General features: G+C 66.4%; 18 protein-coding genes. 3 read left to right on the top strand and 15 right to left on the bottom strand.

Going from position 1 to position 17059, the window contains the following annotated elements; all coding sequences use genetic code 11:
- Positions 1-19: 19 nt before the first annotated feature.
- From sdhA to LQ772_RS07115, 4 genes are all read right to left on the bottom strand, one after another.
- Positions 20-1807 (bottom strand): succinate dehydrogenase flavoprotein subunit, encoded by a 1788-nt coding sequence (gene sdhA, locus LQ772_RS07130; RefSeq protein WP_231325315.1) that lies wholly within the window; start codon positions 1805-1807, stop codon positions 20-22.
- Positions 1808-1812: 5 nt separating this feature from the next.
- Entirely contained in the window at positions 1813-2208 is a 396-nt protein-coding gene (gene sdhD / locus LQ772_RS07125; RefSeq protein ID WP_231325313.1) for a succinate dehydrogenase, hydrophobic membrane anchor protein, read from the bottom strand.
- A complete protein-coding gene (gene sdhC, locus LQ772_RS07120; RefSeq protein WP_231325312.1) occupies positions 2205-2600 on the bottom strand; it encodes a succinate dehydrogenase, cytochrome b556 subunit in 396 nt (131 codons plus the stop codon). The genes sdhD and sdhC overlap by 4 nt, the downstream gene beginning before the upstream one ends.
- Before the next feature lie 85 nt (positions 2601-2685).
- Positions 2686-2853 carry a DUF1674 domain-containing protein gene (locus LQ772_RS07115; RefSeq protein ID WP_231325310.1) on the bottom strand — a complete coding sequence of 56 codons (168 nt, stop codon included), beginning with the start codon at positions 2851-2853 and terminating at the stop codon, positions 2686-2688.
- 113 nt (positions 2854-2966) lie between these two features.
- Here LQ772_RS07115 and ygfZ point away from each other — a divergent pair, with 113 nt between their 5' ends.
- Complete coding sequence (ygfZ, locus tag LQ772_RS07110) at positions 2967-3761, top strand: CAF17-like 4Fe-4S cluster assembly/insertion protein YgfZ (RefSeq protein ID WP_231325308.1); 795 nt, start codon at positions 2967-2969, stop codon at positions 3759-3761.
- A 53-nt stretch (positions 3762-3814) separates the two neighbouring features.
- On the opposite strand, the gene LQ772_RS07105 is transcribed toward ygfZ, so the two are convergent.
- From LQ772_RS07105 to cmk, 11 genes are all read right to left on the bottom strand, one after another.
- Entirely contained in the window at positions 3815-4249 is a 435-nt protein-coding gene (locus LQ772_RS07105; protein WP_231325306.1) for a GNAT family N-acetyltransferase, read from the bottom strand.
- Complete coding sequence (locus tag LQ772_RS07100) at positions 4246-4584, bottom strand: tRNA-binding protein (RefSeq protein ID WP_345778313.1); 339 nt, start codon at positions 4582-4584, stop codon at positions 4246-4248. The genes LQ772_RS07105 and LQ772_RS07100 overlap by 4 nt, the downstream gene beginning before the upstream one ends.
- Positions 4581-5867, bottom strand: coding sequence for an NAD(P)/FAD-dependent oxidoreductase (locus tag LQ772_RS07095; RefSeq protein ID WP_231325304.1), 1287 nt, complete (start codon positions 5865-5867; stop codon positions 4581-4583). Before LQ772_RS07095 ends, LQ772_RS07100 begins: the two co-directional genes overlap by 4 nt.
- Before the next feature lie 188 nt (positions 5868-6055).
- Positions 6056-6928 carry a UTP--glucose-1-phosphate uridylyltransferase GalU gene (gene galU / locus LQ772_RS07090; protein WP_231325303.1) on the bottom strand — a complete coding sequence of 291 codons (873 nt, stop codon included), beginning with the start codon at positions 6926-6928 and terminating at the stop codon, positions 6056-6058.
- Positions 6929-8851 (bottom strand): polysaccharide biosynthesis protein, encoded by a 1923-nt coding sequence (locus LQ772_RS07085; protein WP_231325301.1) that lies wholly within the window; start codon positions 8849-8851, stop codon positions 6929-6931.
- Positions 8838-9878 carry an MraY family glycosyltransferase gene (locus tag LQ772_RS07080; RefSeq protein ID WP_231325299.1) on the bottom strand — a complete coding sequence of 347 codons (1041 nt, stop codon included), beginning with the start codon at positions 9876-9878 and terminating at the stop codon, positions 8838-8840. The genes LQ772_RS07085 and LQ772_RS07080 overlap by 14 nt, the downstream gene beginning before the upstream one ends.
- Entirely contained in the window at positions 9875-11047 is a 1173-nt protein-coding gene (gene lapB / locus LQ772_RS07075; RefSeq protein WP_231325297.1) for a lipopolysaccharide assembly protein LapB, read from the bottom strand. The genes LQ772_RS07080 and lapB overlap by 4 nt, the downstream gene beginning before the upstream one ends.
- Complete coding sequence (locus tag LQ772_RS07070; RefSeq protein WP_231325295.1) at positions 11044-11301, bottom strand: lipopolysaccharide assembly protein LapA domain-containing protein; 258 nt, start codon at positions 11299-11301, stop codon at positions 11044-11046. Before LQ772_RS07070 ends, lapB begins: the two co-directional genes overlap by 4 nt.
- A 205-nt stretch (positions 11302-11506) precedes the next feature.
- Complete coding sequence (locus LQ772_RS07065; protein ID WP_231325293.1) at positions 11507-11812, bottom strand: integration host factor subunit beta; 306 nt, start codon at positions 11810-11812, stop codon at positions 11507-11509.
- 85 nt (positions 11813-11897) lie between these two features.
- Positions 11898-13571 carry a 30S ribosomal protein S1 gene (gene rpsA, locus LQ772_RS07060; protein WP_231325292.1) on the bottom strand — a complete coding sequence of 558 codons (1674 nt, stop codon included), beginning with the start codon at positions 13569-13571 and terminating at the stop codon, positions 11898-11900.
- A 184-nt stretch (positions 13572-13755) separates the two neighbouring features.
- The gene (gene cmk / locus LQ772_RS07055; protein ID WP_231325290.1) at positions 13756-14439 is read right to left on the bottom strand and encodes a (d)CMP kinase; all 684 of its coding nucleotides are present in this window, start codon (positions 14437-14439) and stop codon (positions 13756-13758) included.
- Positions 14440-14538: 99 nt separating this feature from the next.
- On the opposite strand from cmk, the gene LQ772_RS07050 reads away from it, so the two are divergent.
- The gene (locus LQ772_RS07050; protein ID WP_231325288.1) at positions 14539-14796 is read left to right on the top strand and encodes an acyl-CoA-binding protein; all 258 of its coding nucleotides are present in this window, start codon (positions 14539-14541) and stop codon (positions 14794-14796) included.
- Between the two features lie 179 nt (positions 14797-14975).
- The gene (locus LQ772_RS07045) at positions 14976-16988 is read left to right on the top strand and encodes an NADPH-dependent 2,4-dienoyl-CoA reductase (protein ID WP_231325286.1); all 2013 of its coding nucleotides are present in this window, start codon (positions 14976-14978) and stop codon (positions 16986-16988) included.
- Positions 16989-17059: the final 71 nt, after the last annotated feature.

Below are 17059 nucleotides of genomic sequence, written 5' to 3'. Positions count from 1 at the left end.
TGTTCTCCGGTCCGGTTGCTCAGTAAACGCGCTTCTTCGGCGGCACCACGTCGACCTCGTCGGTCAGCGTGTACATGTGCACCGGGCGGAAGTCGAAGCTGGTCTGGCCCGCGTCGCTCAGGCTGACCAGGGTGTGCTTCATCCAGTGCTCGTCGTCGCGCTCGGGGAAGTCCTCGCGGGCATGCGCGCCGCGGCTTTCCATGCGCTGCTCGGCCGAGTGCATGGTGACGACCGCCTGCGCGAGCAGGTTGGACAGTTCCAGCGTCTCGATCAGGTCGGAGTTCCACACCAGCGAGCGGTCGGTGACGCTGACGTCCTTGAACGAGTCGAACACCTCGGAGATGCGTCGCTTGCCCTCGCCCAGCGTCTCGCCGGTGCGGAACACCGCCGCGTCCTTCTGCATCGTCTTCTGCATCTCGGCGCGGATCTGCGCGGTGGGCTTGCTGCCCTTGGCATAGCGGAGCGCGTCGAAACGGCCCAGCGCGTTATCCAGAATGCTGGTCGGCAGATCCTTGTGCAGCGTGCCCGGCTGGATCAGCTCGGCGCAGCGGCCCGCGACGGCGCGGCCGAACACCACCAGGTCCAGCAGCGAGTTCGAACCGAGGCGGTTGGCGCCGTGCACCGACACGCAGGCCGCCTCGCCGATGGCGAACAGGCCCGGCACCACGGCGTCGACGTCGTCACCCTTCTTCTGCACCACTTCGCCGTGGTAATTGGTCGGGATGCCGCCCATGTTGTAGTGCACGGTCGGAATGACCGGGATCGGCTCCTTGGTTACGTCCACGCCGGCGAAGATGCGCGCCGACTCGGCGATGCCCGGCAGCCGCTCGTGGATCACGTCGGCGCCCAGATGCATGAGGTTGAGGTGGATGTGGTCTTTGTCCGGACCGACGCCCCTGCCCTCGCGGATCTCGATCGTCATCGCACGGCTGACCACGTCGCGCGAGGCCAGGTCCTTGGCGCTCGGCGCGTAGCGCTCCATGAAGCGCTCGCCCGCGGAGTTGGTGAGGTAGCCGCCCTCGCCACGCACGCCCTCGGTGATCAGGCAGCCGGCGCCGTAGATGCCGGTCGGGTGGAACTGCACGAATTCCATGTCCTGCAGCGCGAGGCCCGCGCGCAGCACCATGCCGCCACCGTCGCCGGTGCAGGTGTGCGCCGAGGTTGCGCTGAAGTAGGCGCGGCCGTAGCCGCCGGTCGCCAGAACCACGGCGTGACCGCGGAAGAAGTGCAGCGTGCCCTCGTTCATGTCCAGCGCGAGCACGCCGCGGCAGACGCCGGCCTCGTCGAAGATCAGGTCGATCGCGAAGTACTCGATGAAGAACGCCGCGTCGTGCGCCAGCGCCTGCTGGTAGAGCGTGTGCAGGATCGCGTGGCCGGTGCGGTCGGCGGCGGCGCACGTGCGCTGCGCAGTGCCCTTGCCGTAGTGCGTGGTCATGCCACCGAACGGGCGCTGGTAGATCTTGCCTTCCTCGGTGCGCGAGAACGGCACGCCGTAGTGCTCCAGCTCGATGATCGCGGCCGGAGCCTCCTTGCACATGTACTCGATCGCATCCTGGTCGCCGAGCCAATCGGAGCCCTTGATGGTGTCGTAGAAGTGGAAGCGCCAGTCGTCCTCGCCCATGTTGCCCAGCGCGGCCGAGATACCGCCCTGCGCCGCGACGGTGTGCGAGCGGGTCGGGAAGACCTTGGTGATGCACGCGGCCTTCAGGCCCTTCTCTGCCAGGCCGAAGGTGGCGCGCAGGCCCGCGCCGCCGGCGCCGACCACGATCACGTCGTACTTGTGTTGCTGAACCTTGTAGGCTTCCATCGAACTCAGGCTCCCAGGGCGATGCGCAGCACCGCGAGCACGCCCGCCAGGGTGGCGAGCACGGCAATGAACTTGATCGCCATCAGGAGCGTCGCTTCCTTCCAGCGGGTGTGCACGTAATCCTCGATCACCACCTGCAGGCCGAGCACGGCATGCCAGAACGCGGTGACCACGAAGGCAATCAGCAGCACGGCGTTCCACGGGCGGCCGACGAGCTCGCGGGCGGTGGCGTAGTCGGCGTGCAGCACGCGCAACACCAGCGTGACCAGCCAGATGCCGAGGCCGACCAGGGCAACGGCGGTGACGCGCTGCACCCACCAGTGGCTCACGCCGTGCTGGGCCGAACCCAGGCCACGGGCCTTCTTGAGCGGGTTGCGGTATTCCTTCGGATAGGCGCTCATGCTCCAGCTCCCAGAGTAAGCACGTAGGCCCAGACGGCCACCGTCAGCAGCAGGCTGACGATGATCGAGGCCCAGCTCGATCGCACGAACTGCACGATCTCGTAGCCGTAACCGCCGTCCTGCACCAGATGACGGATGCCGTTGCACAGGTGGTAGAACAGCGCCCAGCTCCAGCCGATCAGCAGGACGAGGCCGATGGGACTGCCGACGAAGGCGGTGAAATGGCCGAAGCGCTCCTCGCCGCCGGCCAGCGCGAGCAGGCCCCAGGCAACCAGCAGCAGGCCCACGGACAGGGCGATGCCGGTGGCGCGGTGCAGGATGGAGGTCACCATCTGCACTTGCCACTTGTAGACGGAAAGATGCGGTGAGAGCGGTCGTCGCGTGTCTGCCATGGCGGCTGTCCGTGTGGTGGATTCGCGTCTCGCCCGAGTCGCCCGCCCCTGATGACCTGTACCGGCTCGCGCCGCCACGGGCGAATCAGAAGTCGATGCAGCGTCCGTTCTTTTCCCAGTCGCCGTAGCGGGTGGGATCCGGCGCCGGCCGCTCCGGTCGCGCCTCGCCCTCGGCCGGCCGCGCGGGCACGGCGGGCTGCTCCGCGGGCGCGGAAGCAGGGGCGGGTTCGTTCTTGGAGGAGGACTCGGACATAAGTAAAGCCGCAGAAGCGTAATACGCGCTGACCAAGCAGCACAACCTTGACTGGTGCGTGAAAACCTGTCCGCACCTTGCCTTAACGCGTTCCTTCCCTTATTTCATGCGCCATGCCCAACACCTATTCCGCCGAGCTCATCGCGCTCGAAGGCCCTGACGCGATCGCGTTCGCGCAAGCGCAATTCAGCAGCAACCTCGCCTCGCTGGCCGATGGCCAGTGGCAGTTCAGCGCCTGGCTCGATGCGCAGGGGCGCGTGCGCGCGTTGTTCCATCTGATGCGGCTTGACGGGCAACGCCTGCGCCTGCTGCTGCGCGGTGGTGAGGCGCAGGCGATGGCAGGCGAACTGCAACGCTACGTGTTCCGCGCCAGGCTGCGTGTCCTGGCGTTGCCATCGCGGGAGCTGGCAACCGCCGAGCCCATGCCGCTGCATGCCGTCACGGAACAGGGCGACACGCTGGTGATCGGTTGTGGTTCGCACGCACTGAAGCTGGCCACACGAGGCGACGACGAATGGCGCCTGCGGCAAGTGCGCGCCGGCTGGCCGTGGCTTGTGCGCAACACCGCAGGCGAGCTGCTGCCGGCCTGGCTCAACCTGGGCGCGCTTGGCGCGACGGCGCTGGACAAAGGCTGCTACCCGGGCCAGGAGATCGTGGCGCGTATGCATTACCGCGGCGGCAGCAAACGGCATCTGCACCGCGTTCGACTGTCGCGCCCACTGGAACCGGGCAGCATGCTCGAAGTGGACGGCCAGACGATCCAGTTGCTGGACGTGGTGGCGGTGGGTGGCGCGGCCGAAGCCCTGGCGGTGGTGCACGACGATACCCAGGCCAGCCTGGCTTCCGGAGTGGAGGCGGGGCTTCCGGACGGGTCCGGCGGCGTGCAGGTAATCGCGTTGACTGCGTAGATGGGCTTCGGTCCACCGCTTACGGGGCCAGATGACGGTGGGTCGGGACCCACCTACGGAGCGAGCCGCTTGCCGTAGACGTGCTGGCTCTTCTGCCGCGCGTAGCCCAAGTGTTCGTAGAACGGATGCGAAGCCTGGCGTTGCACGTTGGAACGCACGACCACCATGTCGATGCCCTGCTCCGCAGCCCAGGCTTCGGCCGCGCCGACCAGGGCGCGCCCCACACCGCCACGACGGGCCATGCCGTCGACCACCAGACCCGTGATCTCCACGCGTTCGCCAACCTCCAGATTCAGGCGTCGCTCGGCGGCGATCCAGCCGGCCAGACGCCCTTGCCCGTCGATCACGCGCACGCATTGGCGCGGATTGCCAAGCAACGCATCCAGCCGCTCGGCCATGTTGTCCGGGTCGACCGGATAGCCCAACTCGCCCGCCAGCCGCGCGATCTCGGCAGCGTCGGGGGTGCGCGCTGCGCGCGGCGCTTTCACGCCAGCCGCGAACCGTTGGGTACCGGTCGCTCGACCGCGGTGACAACCACGCCCTCGTCGGTGTGGAAGCCGGTCAACAGGAACTGCGATCGGAACGGGCCTATCTGCTTCTCCGGAAAATTGAGCACGCCCACGATCTGCCTGCCGACCAGTTGCTCGGGCGTGTAGAGCGCGGCGATTTGCGCACTGGTCTTGCGCTCGCCGTAAGGGCCGAAGTCGGCCCACACCTTCCAGGCCGGTTTGCGCGCTTCGGGAAACGGCTCCACGCGGACGATGGTGCCGACCACGATCAGCACCTTCTCGAAGTCCGACCAACTGATTTCTTCCACGCTCATCCTTCCAGTCTCGTTTTCAGCCAATCCTGCAGTTCGGCGCGCCAGTAGCTCGCCTGGGCCGCCATGAAGCCCAGCGGGCGGTAAGTGGAGGCGAGCCCATAATCGTTGAACTCCCGCCACGCGGGATCACCCTCGGCGATGGCAGCCGCCAGCAGCTCGCCGGCCGCGCAGGTCGAGCTCAGCCCATGGCCGCCGAACGCCTGCGCCCACCACAGTCCGTCTTCGCGCCCGCCGATCTGTGGCATCTGGTGGCGCGCGTAGCTCATCAGGCCCGACCAGGCGTAATCGACGCGCACCTCGCCCAACTGCGGGAACACGCGCAGCAGGTCGCGCCGCAGCAAGCGCTGCACCGCGCGCGGCGAACGGTCGAGTACAGAGATGCGGCCACCCCAGAGCAGCCGCGTGTCCGGCAGCGGCCGGTAGTAGTCGAAGGCGAAGCGCGTGTCGTAGATGGCCGCGCGCGTGGCCAGGCATTCGTCAAGGCGATCGCCCAGCGGTTCGGTCACCATCACGTAGGTGGCGATCGGCAGGATCGCGCGGTCGATGCGCCGTTCCAGGCCCGCCAGGTAGCCTCCGCATGCCAGCACGACCTGCTCGGCGAGTACTTCGCCGGAGGCGGTCTGCACGCGCCAGCGATCGCCGTCGCGCTGCAGGCGACGCACGCCGCTGTGTTCGTGGATGCGCACACCCCGCCCGGCCGCCGCCGCGGCCAGTCCGATCGCATAGTTGAGCGGGTGCAAATGCAGGGCATCGCGTTCGAACAGGCCGTCGTGGTAGCGCGGGCTGCGGACAAGCTCGCGAAGCCTGGCTTCGGGCAGCCATTCCCAGTCCACGCCATAGCGCTCGGCCAGCAACTGTTGACGCGTGCGCAGTACGCCTGGATCACGGAACCAGTTGGCCCAAATCACGCCCGCATCCACTGCGTCGCAGGGAATCGCGTATTCGGCAACGCGTTGGCGGATGCGGTGCACACCCTCGATGGTCCGCCGGAACAAGGCCTGCGCCCGCATCTCCCCCAACTGGTCGAACAATGCCTGCTCGCCCAACGAATAGCCGGCGAACACGAAGCCACCGTTGCGCCCGGAAGCACCATGGCCGATCTGCTCGCGCTCCAGCAGCACGACATCGCGCAGCCCGCGCTCGGCCAGTCCCAACGCCGTGTTGAGTCCAGCGAAGCCGCCTCCGACGACGACCACGCGAGCCTCCTGCCGGCCTTCGAGCGGCGCATGCGGGGCGTACGGCGTGGCCGTGGCGCGGTAATAGGACGGAACGGGCGGCGGCATGAGAGGCAGGCCAGTCGGGCGACGGCTGAGCATATCGCGGTGGCCGGCGCTATTCGAACGAACGCCATGGCGCGCAGTACCCGCCGAAGCAACGGTCGGCGCCGGAGCCCGGCTTGCGGATGATGCAGGGCTCTGATCGCCCGGCACATCGCCCGCAAGCGGGCTCCTACAGGTTCATCGGATACGGGTCAGAGCTGGCTGGCGAACTCGCGCACGACCGGCGCGAGCTTGGGATCCTGCATGGCCATGTGCATGGTGGCGCGGACCAGGCCGGCCTTGTTGCCGCAATCGAAGCGGGTGCCTTCGAAGCGGTAGGCAAGCACCTTGCCCTGCTCCATCAGCAGCGCCTCGATGGCGTCGGTGAGCTGGATCTCGCCACCCGCGCCCGGCTCGGTCTGTTCAAGCAGCTCGAAGATGCGGCCGGGCAGCACGTATCGGCCCACCACGGCAAGGTTCGATGGCGCATCGGCGGGTTTGGGCTTCTCCACCATGTAGCGGATGCGCGCACTGCGCTGGTCGATCGGTTCGGCGTCGACGATGCCGTACTTGTCGGTCTGGTCGTGCGGCACTTCCTCGACCGCGATCACGCCGGCATGTTCCGATTCGGCCAGCGCCGCCATCTGGCCCAGCGCGCCCTTGCCGCGGTTCCAGATCAGATCGTCGGGCAGGATGATGCCGAAGGGCTCGTTACCCACGACCGGCTTGGCGCAAAGCACCGCATGGCCCAGGCCGTGTGCCTCGGGCTGGGTGACGAAGATCGCGCGCACGTTGGACGGCAGCGTGCCCTGTACCAGCGCCAGCAGCTCGTCCTTGCCCTTCTCCTCGAGCTTCGCTTCCAGCTCGTAGGCCTTGTCGAAGTAATCGGCGATGGCGTGCTTGTAACGGTTGGTGACGAACACCAGGGTATCGGCGCCAGCGTCCACCGCCTCGTCGACCGCGTACTGGATCAACGGCTTGTCCAGCACCGGCAGCATTTCCTTGGCGACGACCTTGGTCGCCGGCAGGAAACGGGTGCCGAGGCCGGCCACGGGGAACACCACCTTGCGCAACGGCTTGGTCACTCAGCTTTCTCCTGTTTCGATACGGCCCTGTTCGATACGCCCCGCCTCGCGGCGGATCGACACCACGTTGTCCGGTTGCGCCGTCTCGCTCCAGCGGAACGATGGCAGCAAGCTGGAAACGCAGCGACGCAGTTCGTCTTCATTGAAGATCGCGGTGGCTTCGCAAGCCTTGTTGAGCAGCGCCTGCAACAACTCCCACGAGACCTCGCGATGCTGCGCGAGGAAAATCTTGGCGTGCGCCGTGGCGCTGTAGTTCTCGAGCTGGTGGAAGAGTTCCTCGAACAACTTCTCGCCTGCGCGCAGGCCGGTGTAGACGATGGGCACCTCGGTACCCGGCTTCTTGCCGGCGAGCCGGATCATCTGCTCGGCGAGATCGCGGATCTTCACCGGTTCGCCCATGTCCAGCGCGAAGATCTCGCCGCCCTGCCCCAGGCAGGCGGCCTGCAGGATCAGCTGGCAGGCTTCCGGGATCGTCATGAAGTAGCGGGTGATCTCCGGATGGGTGATGGTCACCGGACCGCCGTCGCGGATCTGCTGGCGGAATAGCGGCACCACGGAACCTGCCGAATCGAGCACGTTGCCGAAGCGCACCGTGATGTAATGCGTGGCCGAATGGGCGTTGAGGTTCTGGCAATAGATCTCCGCCACGCGCTTGCAGGCGCCCATGACACTGGTGGGGTTGACCGCCTTGTCGGTCGAGATCAGCACGAAGCACTCGACCTGGAACTCGTTGGCCAGGTCCGCCACCGTGCGGGTACCCAGCACGTTGTTGCGGAAGGCCGCCCGCAGTTGCTTCTGCAGCATCGGAACATGCTTGTAGGCGGCCGCATGGAATACCACCTGCGGCTTGGTCTCGGCGAAAGTCTTCTGCAAGGCGATGCGGTCGCCGCAGTCGCACAGCACGCATTCGAGCAGCAGTTCGGGATAGTCGCTGCGCAGTTCCTTGCCGATGCGATAGAGGTTGTATTCGCTCTGCTCGACGATGATCAGCGACTGTGCACCGAGCCGCGCGACCTGGCGGCAAAGTTCCGAACCGATCGAACCGCCGCCGCCGGTGATCAGTACCCGGCGGCCTGTCAGCGTCTCGCGGATGGCGGTCCAGTCCAGCTCGACCGCGTCGCGGCCCAACAGGTCCTCGATCGCCACTTCCTTGATTTCGTTGAATTGCGCGCGGCCGGCAACCACATCCTCGAGCCGCGGTACGGTGCGGTACGGCAAGCCGGTCTGGTCGCACAATTCCACCACCCGGCGCATCTGGCCGGTCGTGGCGCCCGGCAGCGCGATGAGCAGCATCTCCACCGCCGCCTCGCGGGCCAGTTCCGGCAGCTGGTCGATGCACCCCAGCACCGGATGGCCATTGATCGAGGCGCCGCGCAAGCTGGCCTTGTCGTCGACGAAGCCGATCACGCTGAAGCGACCGTCATGGCGCAGGTCGCGCGAGAGCGCCTCGCCCGCGCGATCGGCGCCCACGATGAGCACCCGCTTGGAGGAGCGCGTGCTGAAAAGGTCCAGCCGGCTGTCCTTCCAGAATCGGTAAGCCAAGCGCGGCAGGCCCAGCAGCAGGGTCAAGGCGACCGGGTACAGCAGTAGGACCGAGCGGGGTACGCCCTCCATGCGCTCATAGAGGAACAGCGCCAGGCCGATGGCCAGCGTGCCGAAGATCGCCGCCTTCAGGATGTTCCAGAGATCCGGCAGGCTGGCGAAGCGCCAGACGCCCTTGTAGAGGCCGGTCCAGGTGAACATCAATCCCTGCATCGCCAGCACGATGGGAAATTCGAGGGCGTCGAAGCTGCCATCCTGGCCCTGCACCGTGGCATAGCGCAGTGCCTTGGCGATCCACCAGGCGAATCCGGCCATCGCCAGGTCGTGCGCGACGACGGCGATCCGCGGGTGGATGAGAGCGATCCATTTACGTGGCGACATGACGGTCCTTCAATGGTGCACGTCGCAGACAGCGGCGCTTGGTAACGATCCATGTTGCGCCGGCCACCGTATAGACGGCGGCACAGGCGGGCAATGCCATGGCCGGGAGTTGCCTCGCGACAATCGCCGCGGGTGCGGCGACGAGCAGGTTCCAACCCAGGTACCACGCGGCGGCGCGCGCATGCGTGCGGCCGGATCGTACCAGCCACTGGTAAAGATGCTCGCGATGCGGAGCATACCAGCGCCTGCCGCGTAGGAAGCGGTTCAGCAACGTCAAGCTGGCATCGGCAACGAAACCGGACACGAGGATGAGTGCCGGCCAAAGCAGCGCCGGTTCAACCCGCCAGAGCATGGCCGCCAGTGCGAACAGCAGCAGGCCCACGCTGCCACTTCCCACGTCGCCCATGAAGATCCGGGCCGGCGGCCGGTTGTAGAGCCAGAAGCCGAGGCAGGCCAACGCCACGACGAAGCTTGCCCCCATCAGTGCAGGCTGGGCCACGCTCGCGGCGAGGCAGCCAAGCCCTGCCGCCACGAAGATGCCCTGCTGCGCCAGCAACGCGTCGATGCCGTCCATGAAGTTGTGCAGGTTGATACTCCAGCCGCCAGCGAGCACCAGCAGCGGCAACCAGACCCAGGCAAGACCTGCGCTCGCGATCAGTGCCGCGCTGAAAAGCGAGGTCGCCAGTAGCTGAACGCCCAGTCTCGGCCATTGCCGCAGCGGCCGATGGTCGTCCCACCATCCAATCGCTGCGACCAACAACAAGGCCAGCGCCAGACTGGCGATCGTCAACGCCGACCAGGCACCGGCCAAGCTCAGCAACGCACCGGGCATCGCGACCAGGCAGGCCAGCACGATGCCGATGCCGCCGCCGCGCGGTGTCGGCAGCGTGTGCGAGCGGCGCTGGCCGGGCTGGTCCAGCATTCCACGCCGGTGCGCATAAGCGATTGCGCCACGGACCGACACCGTCGCGATGACCAGCGCGACCAGGCTCCATCCCAGCACGATGGTGAATTCGGGACGGATCACTCGTTGGCGACGCCGTGGATCGGGCGGATGGTGCTCCATCCCTTGCAACTGGGACATTGCCAGTGATGGGCCTTGGCGCCGAAGCCGCACCGGCTGCAGCGATACATCGCCTGGCCCTCGAGCAGCTTGCGCGTGAGGTCGCGCAGGATCAGGAAATTCTCGCGCGCCTCGCCTTCGATCTTGTCCATGGTCGCATCGATCAACGCCATCAACCCGCGCACCGAGGGGCGCTGGCGCAGCTGCGACGTCAGGAACTCGATGCCGGCACGTTCGCCATCGCGCTGGTTATAGAGCTTGGTCAAGGCCAGCACCGGCGAGATGCCGTTGTAGCGGGCGAGGATGTCACGCAGGAAATGCTCGGCACGCTCCATCTGCCCGGTGCGTGCGTAGCTGTTGAGCAGCGGCGGCAGGATTTCCGGCACGAACGCGATGTCCGCGCCGACGGCGGCCTCGTAGGCCTCCACGGCTTCGGCGTGCTCACCAGCTTCGGCATGCAGACGGCCGGTAAGCATGAAGGCGCGCACGCAATCGGCCTGGCACCCGAACGCCTGGCGCAGGTAGTCGCGCGCTTCCGACCGTGCGCCATGCTGGCGGGCCTGCTCGGCCAGTTCGCAATAGAACTGGGCGATCATGGGCGATTCGTCATCACCGGTCATCGTCTCGAGCCGGCGCGCGTGGTCGATCGCCTTGTGCCAGTCGCGCTCGTGCTGATAGATGGCCACGAGATGCCGCAGCGCCGACGGTGCGTGGGCGTTCATGGCGACCAGATCGGAGAACAGCGCCTCGGCGCGATCGAGCAGGCCGGCTCGCATATAGTCCTCGCCCAGCTCCAGCAGCGCGACCGTCTTCATCGCCTCGGTCAGGCCCGGTCGCGAAACCAGGTGCTGGTGCAGGCGGATGGCGCGATCGACTTCGCCGCGCCGACGGAACAGGTTGCCCAACGCAAGATGGGTTTCCACGGTGTCGCGGTTGTATTCGGCGAGCTTGAGGAAGACCTCGATTGCCTTGTCCTGCTCTTCGTTGAGCAGGTAGTTGAGGCCGCGGAAGTAATCGGACGAAAGCTCGCTGACCCGCATGCCCGAGCGATGGACCGCTGCCCGGCGGGCCGCAAACCAGCCGCTGGCGAACGCGGCAGGCACCAGCAAAACCAGCACGTAGAGGACGTTCATGCGCGGGCCGGCGTCTTCCCGCTGGACGGCCGCGCGCGACGCAGCACGCGCCGATGGCGCAGGCTCATGCCCAGCCAGGCGGTAAGACCGCCCAGCAGCCAGCCGATCAGCAATGCGACCAGCAATCCGGCTCCCTTGGGCAGGGTCACCCTGAAAAAGGCCAGGTCGTAGCTCACCGGATCGGCGTTGAGCGCGCCGACGACCACGCCGATGACGACGAAAAGCGCCAGGATGAGCAAGGCAATCAATCGCATCGCGCGACTTTACCGGAATCCGCTTGAACTGGCACGGATCATCCCCTTCAGAGAGGCGTGGGGTGGGGATCGGGCCCGTAATGCGGAATGGGGTAACCCGCCCTCGGTCCGCCACCTGTGAAAAGAATCGAGCAGCCGCGCATGAGAACAAAAAAGGCAGGATCGGCTTGCGCCGCCTGCCTCCAGACGATGTCCGCTTGTCGAATCAGGCCAGTTCGGCTTCGGCCTGCAGCGACAGATTCACGCGTTCACGCAGTTCCTTGCCCGGCTTGAAATGCGGCACGTGCTTGCCCGGCAGGGCCACCGCGTCGCCGGTCTTGGGGTTGCGCCCCATCCGTGGCGGCCGGTAATGCAGCGCGAAGCTGCCAAAGCCGCGGACCTCGATGCGCTCGCCCTGTGCCAGGGCGTGGCTCATCTGCTCGATCACGCTCTTGACCGCAAGCTCCACGTCGCTGAACGCGAGATGGGTCTGGCGCCTGGCCAGCGCCTCGATCAGTTCGGATTTGGTCATGGGTCCCCAATGTCCGTGACGTTAAACGGCGGGGCGGCTAGGTGCCGCCCCGCTTCGTACTCAAGTCATTGTAATCCTAAAGGAATTACTCGGACTTGTTGAGCTGCTCCTTGAGCAGCGCGCCCAGCTTGGTGGTGCCGCCGGCCGCGGAGCCGTACTCGGCCATCGCATCGTGCAGGTCTTCCTCGTCCTTGGCGCGGATCGAGAGCGCCAGCTGGCGGCCCTTGCGGTCCATGCCGGTGAACTTGGCTTCGACCTTGTCGCCCACCTTCAGATGCTGGGTGGCGTCGTCGATGCGCTCCTTGGCGATGTCGTTGGCGCGCAGGTAACCCTCCACGCCCTCGCCCAGGTCGATCACCGCACCCTTGGCGTCCACTTCCTTGACGGTGCCGTTGACGATCGTGCCGCGCGGATTGTTGGCCATGAACTGGCCGAACGGATCCTGCTCCATCTGCTTGATGCCGAGAGAGATGCGCTCGCGCTCCGGATCGACCGCCAGCACCACCGCCTCGATCTCGTCGCCCTTCTTGAAGTTGCGCACGAGGTCCTCGCCCGACGCCTGCCAGGAGATGTCCGACAGGTGGACCAGGCCATCGATGCCGCCGTCCAGGCCGATGAAGATGCCGAAGTCGGTGATCGACTTGATCTGGCCGGACACCTTGTCGCCCTTCTTGTGCATGGCGGCAAAGGCTTCCCACGGGTTGGAGCGGGTCTGCTTGATGCCCAGCGAGATGCGGCGACGCTCTTCATCCACGTCCAGCACCATCACTTCGGTCTCGTCACCGACCTGCACGACCTTGGCCGGGTTGACGTTCTTGTTGGTCCAGTCCATCTCGGACACGTGGACCAGACCCTCGACGCCCGGCTCGATCTCGACGAAGCAACCGTAATCGGTGACGTTGGAGACCTTGCCGAAGATGCGGCTGCCGACCGGGTAGCGACGCGAAATCGCGACCCACGGATCGTCGCCCAGCTGCTTGAGGCCCAGCGAGACGCGGTTGCGCTCGCGGTCGTACTTGAGCACGCGCACGTCGAGCTCGTCGCCGACGTTGACCACTTCGGACGGATGGCGCACGCGCTTCCACGCCATGTCGGTGATGTGCAGCAGGCCGTCGATGCCGCCCAGGTCCACGAACGCGCCGTAGTCGGTGAGGTTCTTGACCGTACCCTTGACCACCGCGCCTTCGGTCAGGCGCTCCAGCAGCTTCTCGCGCTCCTCGGAGAACTCGGTCTCGACGACGGCGCGGCGGCTGACGACCACGTTGTTGCGCTTGCGATCCAGCTTGATGATCTTGAACTCGAGGTCCTTGCCCTCGAGGTACACCGGGTCACGGACCGGACGCACGTCGACCAGCGAGCCCGGCAGGAACGCGCGGACGTCCTTGATGTCGACGGTGAAGCCGCCCTTGACCTTGCCGGAAATCTTGCCGGTGATGGTCTCTTCCTTGTCGAAAGCCTGCTCGAGGTCGTCCCACACCATCGAACGCTTGGCCTTCTCGCGGGAGAGCTTGGTCTCGCCGAAGCCGTCTTCCAGGGCGTCGAGGGCAACCTTCACCTCGTCGCCTACCTGCACTTCCAGCGTGCCCTCTTCGTCGCGGAACTGCTCGATCGGGACGATGCCTTCGCTCTTGAGGCCGGCGTTGATCACGACGACGTCGTTGCGGATTTCCACAACGATGCCGGTGACGATGGCACCCGGCTTCAGCTTGGCGATGGCCTGCTGGCTCTGTTCAAACAGCTCGGCAAAACTTTCAGTCATGTTGATTCCAGAAATGGGAAAAGGCCCAAAGCCCCTTGTGCGCGCCGTCGGATCAATTGCGCACGGGCTAACCGGCCCACCGGTTGTGGGTGTCGCAGAAAACGCGCCCTGTGACGGACCGCCCTGTCGGCACCGTTGACCAAAACCCCCGCCGCGGCGGAGGCGCCTAAAGCCGCGTGCAGCCTTATCGGGGCTGCACCACGGCAAAAACTTTCGCGACGACGACCTCGATGGGCATGCCGGTGGTATCCACCAGAACCGCATCCTCGGCCGGGCGAAGCGGGGCGACCGTACGCGACGCATCGCGTTCGTCACGCGCCTCGATCTCGCGCTGAAGGGATGCAAGTGTAACGTTCAGTCCCTTTTCCTTCAACTGCTTATAGCGCCTTTTCGCCCGTTCGGCGGCGCTGGCAGTGAGGAAGACCTTGAAGGACGCGTCCGGGAAGATCACCGTGCCCATGTCGCGTCCGTCGGCGACCAGGCCCGGGCTCTTGCGGAAACCCAGCTGCAGGTCGACCAGGGCTTGCCGTACCGATGGGATCGAGGCGATCGCCGAGGCTGCAGCGCCCGCGGTTTCCGTACGCAGTTCGTCGGTGGCGTCGTGACCATTGACGATCACCCGCGTATCGCCGCCATCGGCGGCTGCTTGGAAACGGATCTTGGTCGTCTGGGCACAGCGGGTCACCGCATCGGCGTCGGACAGGTCCAGCCCCTCGGCTCCCGCCGCGTAGCCGACCGCCCGGTAGAGCGCGCCCGAGTCGAGCAGGCGCCAGCCCAGTTGCTCGGCGACCAGCCGACTGATGGTGCCCTTGCCCGACCCGGACGGCCCGTCGATGGTGAGGACTGGGACCGGCTGCGTGCGGCTCATGGGGCTCCCTGGGATCTGCAAAAACGCGATGGTAGCGCGTTGACCACCCCCGAGGCGCGTGCTATCTAGCCGCGCACCGCCGTTGCAGCGCCCTCTGCCATGACCAATCTTCGCCGCGAGTTCGAACAAGCCGCCGAGGACGTCAAACGACTCGGCGCCCGACCCGACAACGACACTCTGCTCAGGTTGTACGCCCTGTACAAGCAAGGCTCCCTGGGCGACATCCAGGCCCACCCCCCCGGCTTTTTCGATTTCGTCGGCACGGCCAAGCACGAGGCATGGGCACAACTGTCCGGCATGCCGCAGGAAGAAGCGATGCGCCGCTACGTCGCGCTGGTGCGCCAGCTCCTCGCCTGAGCCTGTCGTCGCTCGAGGCCATCTCAGGTCGCATCGGGTTCCCCATCCATTCCAACCTCGCCCCCGAGGTACGAAATGGTGTGCTGAAACTTTCCCATTTCCTCACGCACAGCGTGAGACAGCTTGCTTTCATTACGCCCACCCGGCACATTCATACGATCGTTTGAATGGACGCCGGCATGCATTACCCGCACTTGTTCGCCCCCTTGGACCTGGGTCATGTCACCCTTCCCAATCGCATCCTGATGGGCTCGATGCATACGGGGCTGGAAGACCGCGCGGCAGACTACGACAAGCTGGCGGCCTATTTCGCCGAGCGCGCGCGGGGCGGCGTGGGCCTGATGGTGACCGGCGGTATCGCGCCCAGTATCGAGGGCTGGCTCAAACCGTTCGGTGGACGCCTGTCGATGCCCTGGCACGTGGGGCGACACCGCAAGCTCACCCGGGCGGTGCACGCCGAGGGAGGCCACATCTGCCTGCAGATCCTGCATGCGGGCAGGTACGGCTATCACCCGCTGTCGGTAGCGCCCTCGAAGATCAAGTCGCCGATCACGCCATTCACGCCGCGCGCTCTCTCCGCCCGCGGCATCGAGCGCACCATCGACCATTTCGTGCGCTGCGCGCGGCTCGCCCGCGAAGCCGGCTACGACGGCGTGGAGGTGATGGGCTCTGAGGGCTACCTCATCAACCAGTTCCTGGCCGCGCGCACCAACCAGCGAGAGGATGCCTGGGGCGGCGACGTCATCCGGCGCATGCGCTTTGCGGTCGAGATCGTGCGACGCACGCGCGAGGCGGTCGGGCGCGACTTCATCATTATCTATCGGCTGTCCATGCTGGAGCTGGTCGAGGGCGGCCAATCCTGGGACGAAATCGTGATGCTGGCCAAGGCCATCGAGGCGGCTGGTGCCAGCATCATCAACACCGGCATCGGTTGGCACGAGGCGCGCGTGCCGACGATCGTCACTTCGGTGCCGCGTGCAGCCTTCGCCTGGGTCACCCAGCGGCTCAAGCGCGAGATTGGGCTTCCGCTGGTAGCCACCAACCGCATCAACATGCCCGAGGTGGCCGAGCGCGTACTGGTCACGGGCGAGGCGGACATGGTGTCGATGGCCCGCCCGCTCCTGGCCGACCCGAACTGGGCGACAAAGGCGCGTTCCGGCCGCGGCGCGGCCATCAATACCTGCATCGCCTGCAACCAGGCCTGCCTGGACCATGTATTCCAGAACAAGCGCGCCAGTTGCCTAGTCAATCCACGTGCCTGCCACGAAACGGAACTCGTCATCGGACTGGCCGCGCAGCCGAAACGCATCGCCGTGGTCGGAGCCGGCCCGGCGGGACTGGCCTGCGCGACCACGCTGGCCGAACGCGGGCATGCGGTGACGCTGTTCGAACAGGCGACCGACATCGGCGGGCAGTTCAACTACGCCAAACGCATTCCCGGCAAGGAAGAGTTTCACGAGACGCTGCGCTATTACCGCCACCGCATGGCGGAATTGGGCGTACATCTGCAGCTTGGCTGTCGGGCGGACGTGGCGGCGCTGAGCGGCTTCGACGAAATCGTGGTGGCGACGGGCGTACTGCCGCGGCAGGTGCATTTCCCAGGCAGCGACGACCCGCGCGTACTGGGCTACCTGGACGTACTCGCGCACGATCACCCCGTCGGTTCGCGTGTCGCGATCATCGGCGCTGGCGGGATCGGCTTTGACGTGGCCGAATTCCTGGCCGAGCAATCGCCCTCCCCCTCGCTGGATCCGGTCCGATGGGCGGAGGCATGGGGCGTGGACCGCACGCTCACCGCGCGCGGCGGCCTGGTACCTCCCGCACCCGAGCCTCCCGCGCGGCAGGTCTGGCTGCTGCAGCGAAGCGAAGGCCGCCCCGGCGCCCGCCTCAACAAAACCACGGGCTGGGTGCATCGAGCCACGCTCAAAGCCCATCAGGTGCGCATGCTGGGCAGCGTGCAATACCAGCGCTTCGACGACGAAGGGCTGCACATCCTGCTCGAAGGGCAGCCGCAAGTCCTGCCGGTCGACCATGTGGTGATCTGCGCCGGCCAGGAGCCGGCCCGAGGCCTGGCCGACGCCCTGCGCCAGGCTGGCTTGACGCCGCACGTCATTGGCGGCGCGGACGTGGCTGCCGAACTCGATGCGACGCGGGCGATTGCCCAAGGCACGCGACTGGCGGCGATGCTGTAAGAGCGGCTCACTGCGCGTTGCCTGCGGGCTAGAGCAGAAACGTTACTGGCAAGCGGGCTCCTGCATGGGCA

The sequence above is a fragment of the Frateuria edaphi genome (genome assembly GCF_021117405.1).
Classification (GTDB): domain Bacteria; phylum Pseudomonadota; class Gammaproteobacteria; order Xanthomonadales; family Rhodanobacteraceae; genus Frateuria_A; species Frateuria_A edaphi.
The sequence above is the reverse complement of the archived record's forward strand: the minus strand, read 5'-3'. Positions and strand labels throughout refer to the sequence as shown.

Excerpts from the sequence above, each read along its gene's own strand:
- lapB (WP_231325297.1), bottom strand. The coding sequence starts at position 11,047 with ATGAACGTCCTCTACGTGCTGGTTTTGCTGGTGCCTGCCGCGTTCGCC.
- LQ772_RS07045 (WP_231325286.1), top strand. The coding sequence starts at position 14,976 with ATGCATTACCCGCACTTGTTCGCCCCCTTGGACCTGGGTCATGTCACC.
- sdhD (WP_231325313.1), bottom strand. The coding sequence starts at position 2,208 with ATGAGCGCCTATCCGAAGGAATACCGCAACCCGCTCAAGAAGGCCCGT.
- LQ772_RS07065 (WP_231325293.1), bottom strand. The coding sequence starts at position 11,812 with ATGACCAAATCCGAACTGATCGAGGCGCTGGCCAGGCGCCAGACCCAT.
- LQ772_RS07050 (WP_231325288.1), top strand. The coding sequence starts at position 14,539 with ATGACCAATCTTCGCCGCGAGTTCGAACAAGCCGCCGAGGACGTCAAA.
- LQ772_RS07100 (WP_345778313.1), bottom strand. The coding sequence starts at position 4,584 with ATGAGCGTGGAAGAAATCAGTTGGTCGGACTTCGAGAAGGTGCTGATC.
- sdhA (WP_231325315.1), bottom strand. The coding sequence starts at position 1,807 with ATGGAAGCCTACAAGGTTCAGCAACACAAGTACGACGTGATCGTGGTC.
- LQ772_RS07070 (WP_231325295.1), bottom strand. The coding sequence starts at position 11,301 with ATGCGATTGATTGCCTTGCTCATCCTGGCGCTTTTCGTCGTCATCGGC.
- LQ772_RS07115 (WP_231325310.1), bottom strand. The coding sequence starts at position 2,853 with ATGTCCGAGTCCTCCTCCAAGAACGAACCCGCCCCTGCTTCCGCGCCC.
- ygfZ (WP_231325308.1), top strand. The coding sequence starts at position 2,967 with ATGCCCAACACCTATTCCGCCGAGCTCATCGCGCTCGAAGGCCCTGAC.
- rpsA (WP_231325292.1), bottom strand. The coding sequence starts at position 13,571 with ATGACTGAAAGTTTTGCCGAGCTGTTTGAACAGAGCCAGCAGGCCATC.
- LQ772_RS07095 (WP_231325304.1), bottom strand. The coding sequence starts at position 5,867 with ATGCCGCCGCCCGTTCCGTCCTATTACCGCGCCACGGCCACGCCGTAC.
- LQ772_RS07085 (WP_231325301.1), bottom strand. The coding sequence starts at position 8,851 with ATGTCGCCACGTAAATGGATCGCTCTCATCCACCCGCGGATCGCCGTC.
- sdhC (WP_231325312.1), bottom strand. The coding sequence starts at position 2,600 with ATGGCAGACACGCGACGACCGCTCTCACCGCATCTTTCCGTCTACAAG.
- cmk (WP_231325290.1), bottom strand. The coding sequence starts at position 14,439 with ATGAGCCGCACGCAGCCGGTCCCAGTCCTCACCATCGACGGGCCGTCC.